The 17,079-nt window shown below is 59.0% G+C and carries 14 protein-coding genes; 7 read left to right on the top strand and 7 right to left on the bottom strand.

The window, feature by feature from the left end; genetic code table 11:
• Position 1: 1 nt before the first annotated feature.
• Complete coding sequence (locus H0194_RS10450) at positions 2-1,321, bottom strand: YkvI family membrane protein (protein WP_425486431.1); 1,320 nt, start codon at positions 1,319-1,321, stop codon at positions 2-4.
• Positions 1,322-1,534: 213 nt separating this feature from the next.
• Between H0194_RS10450 and H0194_RS10445 the strand changes: the two genes are divergently transcribed.
• Both H0194_RS10445 and H0194_RS10440 read left to right on the top strand, forming a co-directional pair.
• Positions 1,535-2,770, top strand: a complete 1,236-nt coding sequence (locus tag H0194_RS10445) for an Nramp family divalent metal transporter (protein WP_185175808.1) — start codon at positions 1,535-1,537, stop codon at positions 2,768-2,770.
• A 100-nt stretch (positions 2,771-2,870) separates the two neighbouring features.
• The gene (locus tag H0194_RS10440; protein ID WP_185175807.1) at positions 2,871-4,331 is read left to right on the top strand and encodes an HNH endonuclease signature motif containing protein; all 1,461 of its coding nucleotides are present in this window, start codon (positions 2,871-2,873) and stop codon (positions 4,329-4,331) included.
• Here the strand turns inward: H0194_RS10440 and gatB are convergent.
• The 3 genes from gatB to H0194_RS10425 are packed head-to-tail and all read right to left on the bottom strand — an operon-like array spanning position 4,328 to position 8,167.
• Positions 4,328-5,833, bottom strand: coding sequence for an Asp-tRNA(Asn)/Glu-tRNA(Gln) amidotransferase subunit GatB (gene gatB / locus H0194_RS10435; RefSeq protein WP_185175806.1), 1,506 nt, complete (start codon positions 5,831-5,833; stop codon positions 4,328-4,330). The two genes, H0194_RS10440 and gatB, sit on opposite strands and share 4 nt — an antisense overlap.
• Positions 5,834-5,849: 16 nt before the next feature.
• Entirely contained in the window at positions 5,850-6,878 is a 1,029-nt protein-coding gene (locus H0194_RS10430; RefSeq protein ID WP_185175805.1) for an ATP-dependent 6-phosphofructokinase, read from the bottom strand.
• A 5-nt stretch (positions 6,879-6,883) separates the two neighbouring features.
• Positions 6,884-8,167 (bottom strand): MFS transporter, encoded by a 1,284-nt coding sequence (locus H0194_RS10425; protein WP_185175804.1) that lies wholly within the window; start codon positions 8,165-8,167, stop codon positions 6,884-6,886.
• Between the two features lie 65 nt (positions 8,168-8,232).
• On the opposite strand from H0194_RS10425, the gene H0194_RS10420 reads away from it, so the two are divergent.
• From H0194_RS10420 to H0194_RS10405, 4 genes are all read left to right on the top strand, one after another.
• Positions 8,233-8,556, top strand: coding sequence for a hypothetical protein (locus H0194_RS10420; RefSeq protein WP_185175803.1), 324 nt, complete (start codon positions 8,233-8,235; stop codon positions 8,554-8,556).
• Positions 8,557-8,644: 88 nt separating this feature from the next.
• Positions 8,645-9,637 (top strand): ABC transporter substrate-binding protein, encoded by a 993-nt coding sequence (locus H0194_RS10415; RefSeq protein WP_185175802.1) that lies wholly within the window; start codon positions 8,645-8,647, stop codon positions 9,635-9,637.
• 1 nt (position 9,638) lies between these two features.
• The gene (locus H0194_RS10410) at positions 9,639-11,246 is read left to right on the top strand and encodes an ABC transporter permease (protein WP_185175801.1); all 1,608 of its coding nucleotides are present in this window, start codon (positions 9,639-9,641) and stop codon (positions 11,244-11,246) included.
• Entirely contained in the window at positions 11,243-12,301 is a 1,059-nt protein-coding gene (locus H0194_RS10405) for an ABC transporter ATP-binding protein (RefSeq protein ID WP_185175800.1), read from the top strand. Before H0194_RS10410 ends, H0194_RS10405 begins: the two co-directional genes overlap by 4 nt.
• Here H0194_RS10405 and gatA read toward each other — a convergent pair.
• Together gatA and gatC are read right to left on the bottom strand one after the other, a co-directional pair.
• A complete protein-coding gene (gene gatA / locus H0194_RS10400) occupies positions 12,280-13,764 on the bottom strand; it encodes an Asp-tRNA(Asn)/Glu-tRNA(Gln) amidotransferase subunit GatA (RefSeq protein ID WP_185175799.1) in 1,485 nt (494 codons plus the stop codon). The genes H0194_RS10405 and gatA overlap by 22 nt on opposite strands.
• Before the next feature lies 1 nt (position 13,765).
• Positions 13,766-14,065, bottom strand: a complete 300-nt coding sequence (gene gatC, locus H0194_RS10395) for an Asp-tRNA(Asn)/Glu-tRNA(Gln) amidotransferase subunit GatC (RefSeq protein WP_185175798.1) — start codon at positions 14,063-14,065, stop codon at positions 13,766-13,768.
• Between the two features lie 236 nt (positions 14,066-14,301).
• Between gatC and H0194_RS10390 the strand changes: the two genes are divergently transcribed.
• The gene (locus H0194_RS10390) at positions 14,302-14,961 is read left to right on the top strand and encodes an ACT domain-containing protein (protein WP_185175797.1); all 660 of its coding nucleotides are present in this window, start codon (positions 14,302-14,304) and stop codon (positions 14,959-14,961) included.
• Here H0194_RS10390 and ligA read toward each other — a convergent pair.
• Complete coding sequence (ligA, locus tag H0194_RS10385) at positions 14,958-17,015, bottom strand: NAD-dependent DNA ligase LigA (RefSeq protein WP_185175796.1); 2,058 nt, start codon at positions 17,013-17,015, stop codon at positions 14,958-14,960. The two genes, H0194_RS10390 and ligA, sit on opposite strands and share 4 nt — an antisense overlap.
• Between the last annotated feature and the right edge of the window lie 64 nt (positions 17,016-17,079).

Raw genomic sequence — 17,079 nt, 5'->3', positions numbered from 1 at the left:
CTTAGGACTTCTTGTTCTCGCCCTCATCCTTGAGGTATGCCTCCACGCCCTGCGGTTCGAACTCGTCCTTACTGAAGTCGCTATCGTCGTCAGCATCGAGTTCGCTGGCCACCTCTTCGATGACTGAGTCATACAGGACGTCACGCTCCATATTCGAGGCCACGAGCTCCTCGCCAATGACGGAATCGTAGCCCTCGCTGTATTCCTTGTCAGGATGCAGCTTGAGGTGAAGCAACGCAGTCAACCGGTCGCGGCGCACGGCCTCGTCCTTGATTTCAGAAAAGGACTTCAGCCATGCCACGACGAGAACAACAATCATCACGATGCCGATGTAGCCGATGACCGGGTACACGTATTGCATGAGGGCCTTGAAGCCGGCAAAGCTCACCGCATATCCAGCCAAGCAACCGATAATGAAAATCACTGGGTAGCGGTCCTCACGACCTGCCGACAAGCGCTTACCCAGCGCGTAGAACATGCCGATCGCGGTATTGAAAATCATCAAGAAAATGATGACCGCCATGACAACGCCCAGGGCGGGATGCAGGGCGTCGACAAGCGTCAGCATGGGGATGTCCGTGCCCTGAATCTTCTCAGCGTTCACGATGAGCGCAAACATGGAGATGAGCATCATCACCGAGTAGATGACGCCACCCACAATGCCGCCGCGCCCCGCCTCCCGCGGGTTAAGCTGATCGCCACCAATAACCAACGTCATCGACACCGCGAGAATCAAGGCCAGACCGTTGTAGTTCAACGCAGAAACCAACCAGTGAGAGATCGGCGACTCCACCTGCGCCGAGACCTCAACAGCGCGACCAATGTCGTCAGGAAGGTTGAAGGCAGTGTAAATGCCAACGCCCAGCACAGCGATGATGACAGATGGAGTGAGAGCACCAATCACCTTGGAAACCTTGTTGACGTCGAGCATGCCGGTCAAGATGACGAGCACCAACATGAGAGTCGAGCCGGCCCAAGTAGGCCAACCAAACTGCTGCTCCATGTTGGAACCAGCACCGGCGAGCATGACGAACCCGACGGCGAACAAGGTGATGATGACAGAAACGTCGAGAAGCTTCGAAATAATGGGGTGGGTGACCTGCCGGAACACCGTGTTGTGCTCCGCGGCGTGGAAATAACTGCCGAGCTGGAGGAAGACTGTGCCGGCCAAGGTCATGATGGCACCGGCGACGATGGTTCCCCACACGCCCATCATGCCGAAGGAGGTGAAGTATTGAACAACCTCCTGGCCCGTGGCAAAACCGGCACCCACCAGGAGGCCTACAAACGACAGAGCAATCGAGACAACGCGATTATTCATGTTTCCCATCTAAGTAATCGATAAGTTCGGATCCAGGGTAGGGCGCTGAGATGGAACAAGGCGAAGAAGGACGACGCTTCACCTATTAGTAGCGGCGATATCCAACAAGGGTGGAGGACAATGCAAGGAAAATTCCTGCGATTTCTCCGCGGCCTATGTGAAGCTGCGCTACCCTGGCAAAAAATATAAGGTTCGCCACACTAAGGGGAAACCATGGCGAGTCAGCAACTGGAAGTGCGCAAGAATTGGCGCCAACTGGGGCCTGGAATTGTCGCGGCGGCAACCGGCGTCGGCGGCGCCGACCTAGTGGCAACGCTCATTGCCGGGCAAAAATATGGGCACGCGCTACTCTGGGCGTGCATCGTGGGAACGGTGATGAAAATTATCCTTGTCGAGGGCGTTGGACGGTACAGCCTTGCCACAGACAGCACCATCTTCCATGGTTGGCGCTCCTTAGGCCAATGGACGGCATGGTATTTCGGCCCCTATTTGATTATCTGGGGATTCGTTTACGGTGCAGCTGGCACATCCGGAGTAGGCCTAGCGATGGCAGCGCTGTTGCCGGGGACCAGCATCACGATGTGGGCCATCGTCGGTGGCCTCGTGTGCCTAGTGTTGGCGTGGGTGGGACGATATGGACTCATTGAGAAACTCATGTCACTCATGGTTGCTGTCATGTTCTTTACCGTGGTGGGTATCTCGACGCTCTCCCTGGGGCACATACCGGAGATCCTTGCCGGGTTGGTTCCGACCATGCCCGACGGGTCGCTGGTTTACGTCATGTCGCTTGCGGGCGGCATCGGCGGCACAGTCACTCTTGCTGCCTATGGCTATTGGTTCCAGCAAAAGGGATGGCATGGCCCACAGTGGATGAACATCATGCGCGTGGATAACGCCATCGCCTATGCCCTGACCGGAATTTTTGTGATTTCGATGCTCATTATTGGCGCTGACTTGCTGCACTCCGCCAATATTGCCGTGTCCAATGGCGATAGCGGCCTAGTGGACTTGGCCGGAGTCTTGGAAGACCGGTACGGCGCAGCCATTGCCAAGATCTACCTTCTCGGATTCCTGGCGGCCGCCTTCTCCTCCATTCTTGGCGTATGGAACGGCGTATCTCTGATGTTCGCCGATTTTGTGGGCCACCTCAAGCGCGAAGAAGGGCATGTGAGCACGAATGACAAGTACTTCCGCGGATACCTACTCTGGCTTACCTTCCCGCCCATGCTCCTCCACCTCTTAGGCAAGCCCACGGGGCTCGTCATCACCTATGGCGTGATGGGTGCGCTCTTCATGCCGTTTCTGGCAATCACTCTCCTACTGCTTCTCAATCGGCGCGAGATGGGAGCATGGAAGAACGGATGGGCGATGAACCTTAGCCTGGGCGCGGTCGCGACAATATTCGTGGTTGTGGGCGCCGAGCAGCTGATTGGAGAATTTTCTGGCTAGTTTTATTGGAGGGGTTGTGTTCGAATGGGTTTCCGGTGTAGGGTGAGGGTAGAGATTCGGGAAGGGGTCCCGGGTCGCATGAAAATCGTTCGGGGGAAACATGTCCTTGTCACGACACCTAGACACCGCACGCAGTGCGTTGCGCGCTGTGTCCGCAGCGCTTGACGACGCCTCTTCCCCCTTCGAGGACTTGGAACTCGCCGCAATCCAGATGGAAGAGCTACTACGGGCCAAGGCGACGATGGACGCTCGGTTCGTTCACCTAGCAGAAAAGACCGATGCTCCCCGCCGAGCGGGAACTACAAACCTGTGCGACTACCTAACGCGCACGCTGGGGATCAGTCGCAAAGAAGCTTTCGCGCGGATCGCTACGGCCCGCGAACTATATGGCGAGATACCAGCGCGCGAAGTGAAAGAAGCCGACTTCCTTCACGTTCCGGTCAGCGATAGGGACGACGCGATTCATAAGGCGAAGACGGCGGAGGAAGAACGCGCCCGCAACGCGCGTGAGCACCAAGCGCGAGCGCGACAGGCGGCGGTAGAGGTCGCGGCAGAAAAGACGACCTCCATCAATCAGGAGCTGGAGAACCTCAACGAGAACGCTTCCACGCCGCGGGCAGAACTGTTCGCGGACGCACTCGAGCAGGCGAAGCACCGCACCGTTGAGGACTTGCGAATCTGGGTACGCCGAAAAGTACTTGAGGCCAACCGCAGGACCCGTACCGTCGCAGGCAAAAAGGACCACCTTGCGGCCCACCGCAAACGAAACGTATGGTTTACCAGGACAGATACCGATGGCGGAGTGCGCTTTGGTGGCTACCTGCCGGCGGGGATGGCAGCCAACCTTGCCGCGGCGTTGGCGGCGGGGCGGCAACCGGGAACAAACACGCACGACTCGCCCCAGGAGGACAAACGAACCCTGCAGCAACGTCGGGCGGACCAACTCAATGCGATCTGCTCTTCATACCTCAACCAACCGGGAAAGGCGCGGAGGGGCCGCGGCAGTGTCGTGGTGACGGGCACGGTGGACGATTTTCAGAGGGTCGGAGTGAATACCCGCTTTGCTACGAATACCGGCCATGAACTTAATGCATTGGAGGTGCTGCAGAACACTGCGCACGACGCGGACTACTTCTTGGCATGTGATGCCGTAAATCCAGTTCCCCTTGCGCTGGGGCGAGCGAAGCGCAGCGCAAGTTTTGAGCAGCGCTTAGTACTGGCCGCAATGGAACTTGTGTGCTCGTGCCCTGACTGCGATGTGCCAGCCTCTGAGTGCGATGCACACCATCTTCAAGCCTTCATTGACGGTGGTCGAACGGATATTGAAAACCTCACGCTGCTATGCAGACGACACCACACCGATAACAATGACCGTCATGACGGCGCGGGAGGGCTTGGCCACTACGCTCGGGATGCGCTCACGGGGAAAGTTGGGTGGCATCCACCAGACGGGGAACCGCGCTTCAATACGACGGAAAAAAGAAAGAGCGCGGCCGGGGTCCGGGTCACAAGTAGAGAACCCGAACCGCCTGATGGCCGCGACACCGAACGGGCCGCTTAGCCCAGCTTCTGCGCGATGAGCTTATTGACCTGGCCGGGATCGGCCTTGCCTTGGGTTGCCTTCATCACGGCGCCGACGATCGCACCGGTGACCTTCTTGTTGCCTGCCTTGTACTTCTCCACGATGTCAGGGTTCGCAGCGAGAGCATCGTCGACCGCCTTTTCGATGGCAGAATCGTCACGAACCACTTCAAGGCCGCGAGCCTTGACCACTTCGTCGACGTCCCCCTCACCGGCCAGAACTCCGTCAACGGCCTGGCGTCCGAGCTTGGTAGTCAGCTTGCCCTCGTTCACCAGGGCGATAACGCGTGCCACCTGGGACGGGGTGATGGCGAGAGCTGGGAGGTCCACGCCCTGCTCGTTGGCCTTGCCTGCAAGGTAGGACACCCACCAGGAACGGGCCTCGTCGGGCTTTGCGCCGGCCTCGACGGTGTCGATGATCAAATCCAGGGCGCCCGCGTTAACGAGGTCACGCATTTCCTCGTCCTTGAGCGCCCACTCCTCCTGAATGCGGGCACGGCGAATCCACGGCATCTCAGGAAGGGTTTTACGGATCTCCTCTACCCAATCGCGCGGCGCGATGACCGGGGGAAGGTCAGGGTCGTTGAAGTAGCGGTAGTCTTCTGCCGTTTCCTTTGGGCGTCCCTTGGAGGTGGATCCATCGGTTTCTTGGTAGTGGCGGGTCTCCTGGACGATTTCGCCGCCGTCCTCAAGAACCTGGGCCTGGCGCTGCATCTCGAAGCGGACTGCCTGCTCCACCGACTTCAGAGAGTTGATGTTCTTGGTCTCGGTGCGGGTACCAAACTCCTTCTGCCCGATGGGGCGCAGGGAAAGATTCGAGTCAACGCGCATAGAGCCCTGGTCCATGCGGGCATCGGATACGCCGAGCGCCGCAACCAATTCGCGCAGCGCGGAGACGTACGCCTTGGCCACCTCGGGAGCGCGTTCGCCTGCGCCTTCAATTGGCTTGGTCACAATCTCGATGAGCGGGATGCCCGCGCGGTTGCAGTCGACCAGCGAAGCGGTTGCGCCGTGGATGCGGCCGTCCGCGCCGCCTAAGTGGGTGAGCTTGCCGGTGTCTTCCTCCATGTGGGCGCGCTCAATCTCAACTCGCCACTCGGTACCATCTTCCAGCACCACATCGAGGTAGCCGTCGTAAGCGATAGGCTCGTCGTACTGCGAGATCTGATAATTCTTCGGCTGGTCCGGGTAGAAATAGTTCTTGCGTGCGAAACGCGAAGACTCGGCGATAGAACAGTTCAGCGCCAAACCAATCTTGATCGCGCCTTCGACGCCCTTCGCGTTCACCACGGGCAAAGCGCCCGGCAGGCCGAGAGAGACTGGGTCGACGTTGGTATTGGGCGCTGCGCTGAAGTTCGTGGCCGACGAAGAAAACATCTTCGTCGCGGTGTCCAACTCCACGTGGACTTCCATGCCCATTACTGGTTCATACTTTTCCAGGACCTCGTCAAAGTCCATCAGGTCATACATCGCAGCAGTCATGGCTGCCATACTACTACTAGCCAAACAGGGCGCGTGCAGTAGCGTAGCGCTCAGGCGGAACCACTTTGAGCTTGCCGACGGCGTCCTCCAAGTCCACCAACGAAATCGCCTCACCCTGGAGGGAAACACACTTGCCGCTATCCCCTGCCAGCGCAGCCTTTGTGGCGTGGACGCCGTAACGAGTAGCCAGCACGCGGTCGTAAGCCGTCGGCGTACCGCCGCGTTGGATGTGTCCCAGCACGGTGGTTCGCACGTCGTAGCCAGTGCGGCGATGAATCTCGTCAGCTATCTGTTGGCCAATGCCCGTGAAAGTCTTGTGACCGAACTCGTCGATGCCGCCCTCGTCGGCTTGCATCGTGCCCTCCTTGGGCATGGCGCCTTCCGCGACAACGACGATGCCGTATTTTTCACCCATCTGGAAACGCCGCTCCATGGACTTGCAGATATCAGCGACGTCGAAAGGCTCCTCCGGGATAACCGTGTGGTGCGCGCCACCCGCCATGCCTGCATGCAAAGCAATCCAGCCCACGTGCCGCCCCATCACTTCAACCACCAGGATGCGTTCGTGGGACTCGGCGGTGGTGTGCAGTCGGTCAATGGCATCGGTGGCCACCGATACTGCGGTGTCGAAGCCGAAGGTGTAGTTGGTGGCGTTGACGTCATTGTCAATCGTCTTAGGCACGCCGATTACCGGAACACTGTTGTCCGAGAGCCACTTCGCCCCCTTAAGGGTTCCTTCGCCGCCAATAGCGATGAGAGCATCGACTTTTGCGTCCTCAAGGTTGGACTTAATCTGGTCCAAGCCCGCCTTGAACTTGTCTGGGTGCAGACGACCAGTACCCAAGATTGTTCCGCCACGGAGAAGAATCTTGTCGATATAAGCGTCGTCATAAAGATCGCGGCGGCGATCCTCCAAGAGCCCTACCCAGCCATCTTCATAACCGATGACGGTGGAGTCCATTTTGTTCGCAGTGCGGACGACCGCACGGATAACAGCATTCAGGCCGGGGCAGTCGCCACCGGACGTCAAAGTTGCAAGGCGCATGCCACCTACCTTAGATCAACTTTCAATGTGTCGCGGAAGAAGGAAACTGCGACGAATCCACATGCCACCACCGCGATAATCACGGCGATGCTGTCAACGTTCGCCTGCATGGCGGCCGATACCGCGGCGACTCCGACGACGGAGCCGACCTGACGGGTGGTGTTGTAGACACCGGAGCCCGCTCCCATGAGTCGTGGTGGGATGTCGCGCATTGTTGTCGCGGAGTTGGTACCCCAAATAAAGGCCTGGCCGAAACCGAGCAGTCCCACAGGAACCACAACCCAGGTGGTCGTGCCGAGGTGCAAGACGACGTCGAGAAGCACCAGGGCGAGGACGACCACGCCAAAACCAAACTGGGACAATGTCCGGGGATGATATTTGTCAACCATGACGCCGGCGAAAGGCGTGACCGCCATGGACACTATCGCCATGGGAGCCATCATCAGCCCCGCGCGATCCGGGCTCATTTCCTCTTGTAAACGAACCATAACCGGAAGCATCATGCTGGCTGCCATGAATCCCATGGTGGCGATGCTGAAGGCGCCGATGCTGTAGTTCCGGTCTCTAAACAATTCGCGGGGCACAAGCGGATCCGGGCTGCGGCGACGCAAGAACAAAAGGAAGAAGATGGGGCTTGCCAGGGCCACCCACCACAGCTCTTGAATACCGAAGACGAGGCTGCCCATGGCCGCCATGCTCCACACCACGGACCACGGGTCGATGGTGCGGGCATGCGTGGGCAGAGATGGCACCCAGGCCATTGCAAGCACAACCGCGGCCACGGCGAAGGGCAAGGGCAACCAAAAGACGCCATGCCACCCAAAGGTGTCGGTTATGAACCCGCCCGCCAAAGGGCCAGCGAGGCTTGCAAGCGACCCAACGATGCCCCACACACCTAATGCCCGCCCGCGTTGTTCACGGGGAAAAATGCGGTTGATTACTGCCATCGATTGCGGCATCTGGATGCTGGCGCCGAGTCCCTGAATGGCGCGGGCAGCGATGAGTACCTCGATGGTCGGGGCGGTCGCGGCCAGGATGGCCCCGGCACCAAAGACGCTGACCCCCAAGCAAAACATGCGCTTTGGCCCGAGAACATCCCCGAGCCGTCCAGTCACCAAAAGAGGAATGACGACGGCCAAGAGATAAATGGACGATACCCAGAGGGTTTGTCCGATGCTGGTCCCGAATTCGTGTTGGATCGCCGGGATTGCCACCGCCACCATGGACTGGTCAAGCAAAGAAACAAAGAAGCCGAGACTCAGGGCTCCTAGTGCGCGCCAGTTATTCATTGGCACAATTCTAACGGTTCCGTGTTGGCCCCCTAAGTCGCGCTCTGCCGTATACGGTGGAGGACATGGCAATGATTGATATTAAGAAACCAGAACAGGTCTCTACTGCGGCGACCACCGCGGTCGGTCTCCTTGGCGGATGGCTGACGGCCCGGGAGACGGGTATCCGCCCGCTGGGTGGCGTGGTGCTCGCAGCCGCGGGTGCGTGGTCAGTACGTTCCTGGATCAACAAGACGAACCCGCTAACGACGTCGCTGCTGGCGACGGGGTACTGCATGGCTTTTGGGGCATCGCACCCATTGGCCAAGAAAATTGGTGCGTGGCCGTCCGTACTTGCGGTGACCGCGGCGGTGTCGGGGGCTGCCTACGCGTTTTCTGACAGCAAATAGATATTTCACCCATAATTAACCGTGGATATCCCTTTCGTTCATGCTGACGGAGCAGAATTGTTCCGTTCACTCAACGAAAGGGACTTTCATGCGTCGTATCGCACTGACCACCACTTTGCTTCTGGCCACTGGCTTGGCAGCATGTTCCGAACCCGCTGCGGATGACTCTGCAGGATCCGGAGACGCACAAACTATCACGGTCTATACCTCGGAGCCCGAGGAAAAGGTCGATGAGATCAATAAAGCCTTCAACGAGAAATTTCCGGACATCAAGGTAGAGGTTTACCGCGCTGGCACCGGAGACCTCACCGCCCGTATCGAATCCGAAAAGCAAAGCGGTGATGTCGGGGCCGATGTGTTCTGGGCAGCAGACTCGGCAACGTTCGAAAACTACAGCGATGATCTCGCAGAGCTGGACATCGAAACGGACAGCCTCCTCGAGGAAGTAGTTGACGAGGACGAGAAATACGTTGGTACCCGAATTATCCCAACTGTTATCGCGTATAACACCGAGAAGGTCAAAGAAGCTCCAACCTCTTGGGAAGAATTGACGGATCCGAAGTACAAGGACAAGCTCGTCATGCCTGATCCTGCGGTGTCTGGCGCAGCAGCATTCAACGCTGCGGTGTGGGATGAAGAACTCGACGGCGATTGGATGAAAAAGCTCGGCAAGAACAAGCCAATGATCGCAAAGTCGAACGGCCCAACGTCTCAAGAAGTTGCGTCCGGTTCCCGCCCTGTCGGTGTGGTCGTGGATTACCTAATTCGCGACCTGAAAGAAGCCGGTTCGCCAGTCGAGGTTTCTTATCCAAAGGAAGGCGTCCCCTTCGTTTCTGAACCAGCAGGCATTTTTGAGGACTCAGACGCCAAGGAAGCCGCGAAGAAGTACATTGAATTTCTGATCAGCGAAGAAGGCCAAAAGCTTGCGGTTGAGCAGGCTTACCTCCCAGTGCGCAAGGACGTTGGCACTCCCGAAGGAACGCCAAAACTCGAAGAGATCTCCTTGATGAATCCCGATCTCGAGAAAATCTCTGAGAATAAAGAAGATGCAGTCAAGAAGTTCCAGGACGCCGTAAAGTAACGTGCGCCCGCGTATCGATTCAACACCCTCAAGTCACCGTTTTCTAGGGCTAGGCGTTTGGCTTATTGTAATCGGGCTCTTCACGGTTCCCCTTTCGCTTGTTGTCAGCCTGGCCCTAGGAGGAAACCAGCTTCCGACACTCCTCAATGATGGCCTCGGGAATGCTCTGTGGAATTCTTTCTACTCCACGATCGTCTCCGCCCTGGGGGCCCTAGTTCTCGGCGCATTGGTGGCTCTGGTCATTGATCGCACCGACGTCCGCGGTCGGAGACTTCTGCGGATGTTGATGCTTTCCCCACTCCTGGTACCTCCATTCATCGGCGCTATCGCATGGATGCAACTGTTCGGTCCAGCCCAGGGGTTTAATGCGCAGCGCGAAATATGGAACATCTACGGAGCCGACGGGGTAATTCTGCTGCTCATAATTCATTCCTACCCGACGGTGTACATCATCGTCTCCGCTGCCTTGCGGTCGATTCCAGCGGACCTAGAACAAGCAGCTCGAGCTTCTGGTGCGTCAACGGTCACCGTCATTCGCACGATCACCCTCCCCCTGCTTCGCCCAGCACTCCTGTCAGCTTTCACGCTGACGGCAGTTGCGAACCTCGCGGACTTTGGTATTCCTGCCTTGATTGGCTCCCCGGCCCGCTTCGAAACCCTCGCCACGATGATCTATCGCTTCATGGACTCGGGAACTGTAGACAACCCTTTGCAGGTCGTTTCTACAATCGGTGTTGTCCTGCTTGTCTTGGGCATCGCTGCGGTGATCGCCGACTACGTCGTGGCGCTTTACGCTGCGTCCACACTGCAAGATTCCGGGAACACACTTCGATTTAAATTAGGTAGTGCGAAAACTCCCCTGACATTGATTTCATGGTGCGGTGCGCTCGTCCTTACTTTCGCGCCCCTCATGGGGCTCGCCTACCGTGCATTGCTCCCCGCACCAGGCGTGAAGTTTTCCGCCGACACCGTGACGCTGAAGAACTTCACAGAGGCGTTAACAAACCCTCGAGTGATCGATGGTTTCCAAAACTCTGCATTCTTGGCAGTAGCCGCAGGACTGATCTGCGGAGTTCTTGGGTGGCTCATCGGCATTGTGGTGACCCGCACTTCGCTTCGTGGTAACACCTTAATGACTCTCCAGGTGCTGCTTCCTACCGCCTTGCCGGGTCTCATCGTTGGCGTGGCGTGGCTCATTTTCGGACGTTACGCGGGCCTCTACAACACTATCTGGGTGATCCTCGGTGCTTATATTTGCGCCTTCACAGCATTGGTTGTGCAATCCGTGCGCGCCCCTCTCCAGACCAGCCCCAAAGCACTGGAAGAAGCCGCACGAGTCTCAGGAGCGGGCCCTATTCGCGCCATTTTTGAAACAACCGGGACACTCGCAATCCCCGCGGCGGTTTCCGGCGCAGTGCTCGTGGCCGTTACCGCTGTCCGGGAGCTGACTGTTTCTATTCTGCTCATTGCTCCCGGGACAACCACTCTCGGTGTACAAGTATTCAACCTGCAACAGGCCGGCGACTATAACTCCGCGGCAGCTCTATCGTTGCTGTTTACACTCGTTGGCATCGTTGCTCTCGCACTAACATTAAGGACTTCCCGATGATTGAAGTTTCCTCCCTGAGTGTAGTTTTTCCTGACGGAACCCAGGGCCTGCGCGATATTTCCCTTTCCATTAAAAAAGGGGAATTTATCGCGTTGGTCGGGCCATCCGGTTCCGGCAAAACCACATTGCTGCGCACCATCGCTGGTTTTGTTGCCCCGACAGAGGGTCACATCAAACTTTCTGGCCGAGAGGTGTCAGGGACCCCACCGGAAAAGCGAAATTTAGGCATGGTCTTTCAGCAACACGCAGTCTGGCCTCACATGAATGTATTCGATAACGTCGCTTACCCGTTGAAGATGCGAGGCGAATCGTCAGCGACGCGGAAATGCAAAGTCGAGGATGTCCTGCGCACTGTCGGTCTAGAAGGTTTCGGCCGTCGCAAGCCCGACAGCCTCTCGGGAGGGCAACGCCAGCGAGTTGCCCTGGCCCGGGCAATCGTCGCAGACCCAACTGTTTTGCTTCTCGACGAAGCGCTGTCTGCACTAGACGAGCCACTGCGTGACAGCTTACGACGGGAACTCGTGAGCCTCACTCGGACCAACAACCTCACCACAATTCATGTCACGCACGATCGCGCGGAAGCTCTCGCCATTGCAGACAGAGTGGTTGTCCTCATCGACGGTCACATCAGGCAGGTAGCTAGTCCTAGCGAGCTCCTCAATCGCCCACGAGACTGGGACGTCGCCGAATTCATATCGGACGCCACCACCGTTCCTGCCACCCTCAACGCTGAAGGGACTTTAACTTCTTCTGAACTCGAGAGTTCCTGGGGACCGGGGGAATACGAACTCATCGAGCAAGACAATTCTGCCGACCATACCGACGTTGTATTAGCAGCTTTGCCCCACACCGTCACTGTCACTTCCGCGGAAGATCCCAATGCTATTCCAGCGCAAGTGACGTCTGTGCTTTTCGAAGGCCAGCATTTCAGTATTACAGCAAAAACGCATAATGGCCGGATGTTTCGTGGCAACACCACGAAACGTCCGACCATTGGAGACTCTATCGGTCTCCACCTTGAAAGACCCTTAGTCTATTTCCGTCCCGCCTCATAAGCGGCGCCCACCTTGTACAGGCGGTCATCCGCAAACGCGGGCGCCATGATCTGCAAACCGGTTGGCAGTCCCGTGTCGCTGGCCATTCCGGACGGCACGGACATGCCGCACAGACCAGCCAGGTTGAGAGGCAGTGTGCACAGGTCGAAGTTGTACATCGCCATCGGATCCTCGACCTTCTCCCCCAGCTTGAAGGCGGTGGTCGGGGTGGTCGGCGACACCAGCACATCGACCTGCTCAAACGCCTTCGCAAAATCCTGAGCAATGAGCGTACGCACGCGCTGCGCCTGAAGGTAGTAGGCGTCGTAATAGCCAACAGACAGCGCGTAGGCGCCCAGCATGATACGACGCTTGACCTCGGGGCCGAAGCCCTCGGCACGCGACAGCGCCATCACCTCATCGGCAGAGTGGCTACCGTTATCGCCAGCGCGGAGACCGTAGCGCATGCCATCGAAACGTGCGAGGTTCGAAGACACCTCACACGGCATAATGAGGTAATAAGCCGCGAGGGCATCATCAAAATGCGGGCAGTCCACCTCCACCGTTTCAGCACCTTGAGCCTCCATCTGGTCGACTGCCTTGTGGTAGGCCTCCATGACACCTGCCTGCCAGCCGTCGCGCTCGAACTGCTTGATCAGACCGATTTTCACGCCGGTCAAGTCGCCATTCGCGCCTTCGCGGGCCGCGGCCACCACGTCTGCCACTGGTCGGTCCACGCTCGTGGCGTCGAACGGATCGTGTCCCGCAATAACGTCGTGCAACAGCGCAGTATCCAGGACGGTACGCGCCGTGGGGCCCGCCTGGTCTAGGGAGGAGGCAGCAGCAATGAGGCCGTAACGAGACACGGTGCCGTAGGTCGGCTTCACGCCCACGGTGTTGGTCAAGGCTGCCGGCTGGCGAATAGAGCCGCCGGTGTCCGTTCCGATACCCAGTGGGGCCTGACCCGAGGCCAGCGCAGCCGAAGTACCACCACCGGAGCCGCCCGGGGTGCGCTCGACGTCGTAAGGGTTGTGGGAAGGACCAAACGCGGAGTTTTCCGAGGATGAGCCCATCGCAAACTCGTCCAAATTCGTCTTACCCAGGATAGGAATTCCGGCCTCGCGGAGCTTGCGGGTTACGGTTGCGTCGTAGGGCGATACCCAGCCTTCGAGCATCTTCGAGGCCGCGGTCGTCGGGGCGTCGGTAGTGGTCAGCAGGTCCTTCAGAGCCAGCGGCACGCCCGCCAAGGCGGAGGCTGGCTTCTCGCCGGCGTCGAGTGCCTTGTCGACGGCGTCCGCAGCAGCCAGTGCTTCTTCCGCACCCACGTGCAGAAATGCGCCGAGGTGCTCGTCGGTGGCGGCGATACGGTCCAGGTGCGCCTGCACGACCTCGCGAGAGGTCAGCTCGCGGGAATGAATCTTCTCCGCCAGCTCTGCGGCGGTCATGGACACGATACCCTCGGAGGGCACAACGAAATTGCTCATTTTATTCTTCCCCTCCGAGAATCTGCGGCACTACGAAACGGTTCTCTTCCACAGCAGGTGCCTGGTCGAGCGCTTGCTCTGCTGTGAGGGTAGGAACCACGACGTCGTCACGCATGGTGGCGTTAACCGAATGCGGGTGGCTCATTGGTTCGACGCCTGCGGCATCGACCTTTCCCACGGCGGACACCGCGTCGACGATCTCTTCAATCTGGCTTGCGAACTGCGTGAGCTCGTCTTCACTCAGCGCCAAGCGGGAGAGCTTGGCGAGGTGTGCGACCTCATCCCGCGAAATCTCAGACACGCGAATTTTATCCTTTGCATATCGGCCACAAGAACGTATACAGTTTACCGTATAATATACGCCCGTGGAGGGTTGATCTACTTGCCCCATCGTACTGCACGACCCCACTCTTACGGATGGTCACCCCCGCCCGTTTCACACCCCGACCCCTCTTGACCAACGGTGTAACGTTGGTGGCAATGTGACGTAGATTAAATATTAGCGATTTCATATTAGATTTAGAAAGTTAGTTAGCCATGTCCTTCCTCATTCGTGTGCTCCTCCCCGACTCGCCTGGCAGCTTAGGCCAGCTTGCCGACGCCATCGGACTCATCGACGGCAATATCCAATCGGTGGACATCGTCCAGAACTTTCCGGACGGCACAGTGATGGATGACATGGTGGTGGCGCTTCCCAAGGGCACCATGGCTGATGAGCTCATCACCGCTGCGAGCTCAGTCCCGAATGTGGAGGTGGACTCCATCCGGCCATTCGTCGGCACCATCGATCGGCGCGGCCACATTGCGCTTCTCGCGCGCGTCGCGCAAGCACAATCGCGTGACGACGCCCTACGTACCCTCGTCGATGGCCTTCCCAGCGCAATGACATCCACCTGGGCGATCGTTGCAGATTCTACCGCCCCGATGCACCGTGTGGTCTCTTCCGACGCCGCACCTACCGACGACGGCACTGTCCCAGAGAACCCAAAACTCAATTCTCCGCGTACCCTGCACCGCGACAACGACCCTTGGGTGCCTGAACCGTGGACCCTTTTGGATTCAGCACTCGCCGTCGCCCCGGTAGGGCCCGACGGCCTAGTAGTCATCCTCGGCCGCACCGGCGGCCCTGACTACTTAGCCTCAGAAGTCGAGCACTTGGGCAACATCGGCTCCATCGTGGGCGCCACGCTGCGCTAAGACTGCACCGCCTCGGGTCCTTTCTCAAGGAGTTCGGTGAAACCGTCCTCGTCGAGAATCGGAACGCCTAGCGCTTCCGCCTTCTCCGCCTTGGAGCCTGCGTTGGCGCCCGCCACGACAAAGTCGGTCTTCTTGGACACCGATCCCGCCGCCTTCCCGCCGCGGGAGATAATGGCCTCCTTGGCGCTGTCTCGTGAGAAGTTCTCTAAAGTTCCAGTGACCACCACGGTGAGTCCCTCGAGGGTCTGCGGGGCCTTGTCCGACTGGTCGTCTTCCATGCGCACCCCCGCCGCGGCCCATTTGTCGACGATGTTGCGGTGCCATTCCACCGCGAACCAATCTTTAAGCGCCTGTGCCGAGATACTGCCGACGCCGTCGGTCTCCGCGAGGTGCTCCACTGGGGCGTCGATAAGCGCGGGAAGCGCGCCGTACCGCGATGCCAGAGCACGCGCGGCGGTGGGCCCTACATGGCGGATAGACAAAGCCACGATGACTCGCCACAGGTCCGCCTGTTTTGCCTGGTCTAGGTTCTTGAGGAGCTTCTTTCCGGAGGCGTTGACCTTACCGGCCTTGGTGGTATACACCGCCGATTTCTCGAGCTCTTCTTCGGTGAGGTTGAAGAGATCTGACTCGTCAGTAAGGACGCCGCTCGTGATGAGGTCGAGGGCTCCCTTCTCCCCTAGCGCTTCAATGTCGAACGCGCCTCGTCCGGCGAGGTATTCCAACCGCGCCGACAGCTGCGCCGGGCACGATTGGGTATTGGGGCAGCGCCAGTCCGCGTCCCCCTCCTTCTGCGGCGCAAGCGTAGTGCCGCACGATGGGCAGTCCTTGGGGAACTGCCACTCGACTTCGGTGCCGTCGCGCTTTTCTGCGACGGGTCCCAAGACCTCGGGGATGATCTCGCCGGCTTTGCGAATCACCACGGTGTCGCCGATGCGTACGCCCTTGCGCTTGACCTCTGTCTGGTTGTGCAGCGTTGCCATGGACACCGTGGAACCGGACACGAACACCGGCTCCATGACGGCGTACGGGGTCACGCGCCCGGTGCGCCCCACGCCGACCTGAATGTCGATGAGCTTGGTGGTGACCTCCTCCGGCGGGTACTTGTAGGCAATCGCCCACCGCGGGGCACGCGACGTCGCGCCCAGCTGGCGCTGCGAGGCAAGGTCATCGACCTTCACCACCAGTCCGTCCATCTCAAACACAGCATCGTGGCGATGATCTGCCCAGTAGCTAACACGCTCTTGCACTTCGACGGCGGTGTGTACGCGCTCCGTGTACTGCGATACCGGCAGCCCCCACGCCTCCAATGCTTTGTAGGCGTCAAACTGCGATGCCGGCTCGAAGCCCTCCCGGGCGCCGATGCCGTGGCTGACCATGCGCAGGCGCCGCTTCTTGACGTCCTCTGGGTTCTTCATCCGCAGGCCACCGGCGGCCGAGTTGCGCGGGTTGGCAAACGTCGGCTTGCCCTCCTCCGCGCGCTCGGCGTTAATCTCCGCGAAATCCTCCGGCGTCATGTACACCTCGCCCCGAATTTCCACGAGCGCTGGCACGGGATACTCAGCGGTGCCGGTGAGCCGATGCGGAATGTCGGCAATAACCTTGGCGTTGGTAGTGATGTCTTCGCCTACGCGGCCGTCGCCACGAGTTGCCGCGGTGGCGAGTTCGCCGTCGCGATACACCAAGTCAATGGACGCACCGTCGATCTTGAGCTCGGTGAGATAGGTCTGCGCCGGCGTGCGATCCAGCCAGTCTTGCAGTTCGGCAGCGTCGAAGACGTTGTCCAGGCTCATCATGCGTTCAAGGTGCTCGATGTCCGGCAACGCGGCGTCCACCGGCGCGCCGACCTCCATCGTCGGCGAATCTGGAACGGCAAGCTCCGGGTGCTCCGCCTCCAACGCCTGGAGTTGTTGGAACAGCGCGTCAAAGTCTGCGTCGGGGATAGTGGGCTCACCCTTGTAGTACAGCTCGCGGTGGTGTCGCACCTCGTCCGCTAGCTCGCTCCATTGCCGTTGCAGGTCGCTCATCTCAGTCTTGTCAGTCACGCTGGCCATTCTAATGCGCCCTGCAGCATTTTCCCGACGCCCATGCCATCATGTCTCGGGGGCAGTTAGAGTG

It is taken from the genome of Corynebacterium incognita (assembly GCF_014217255.1).
Taxonomy (GTDB): Bacteria; Actinomycetota; Actinomycetes; order Mycobacteriales; family Mycobacteriaceae; genus Corynebacterium; species Corynebacterium incognitum.
Note: the sequence above shows the minus strand (reverse complement) of the source record. Positions and strands in the feature narration are given on the sequence as shown.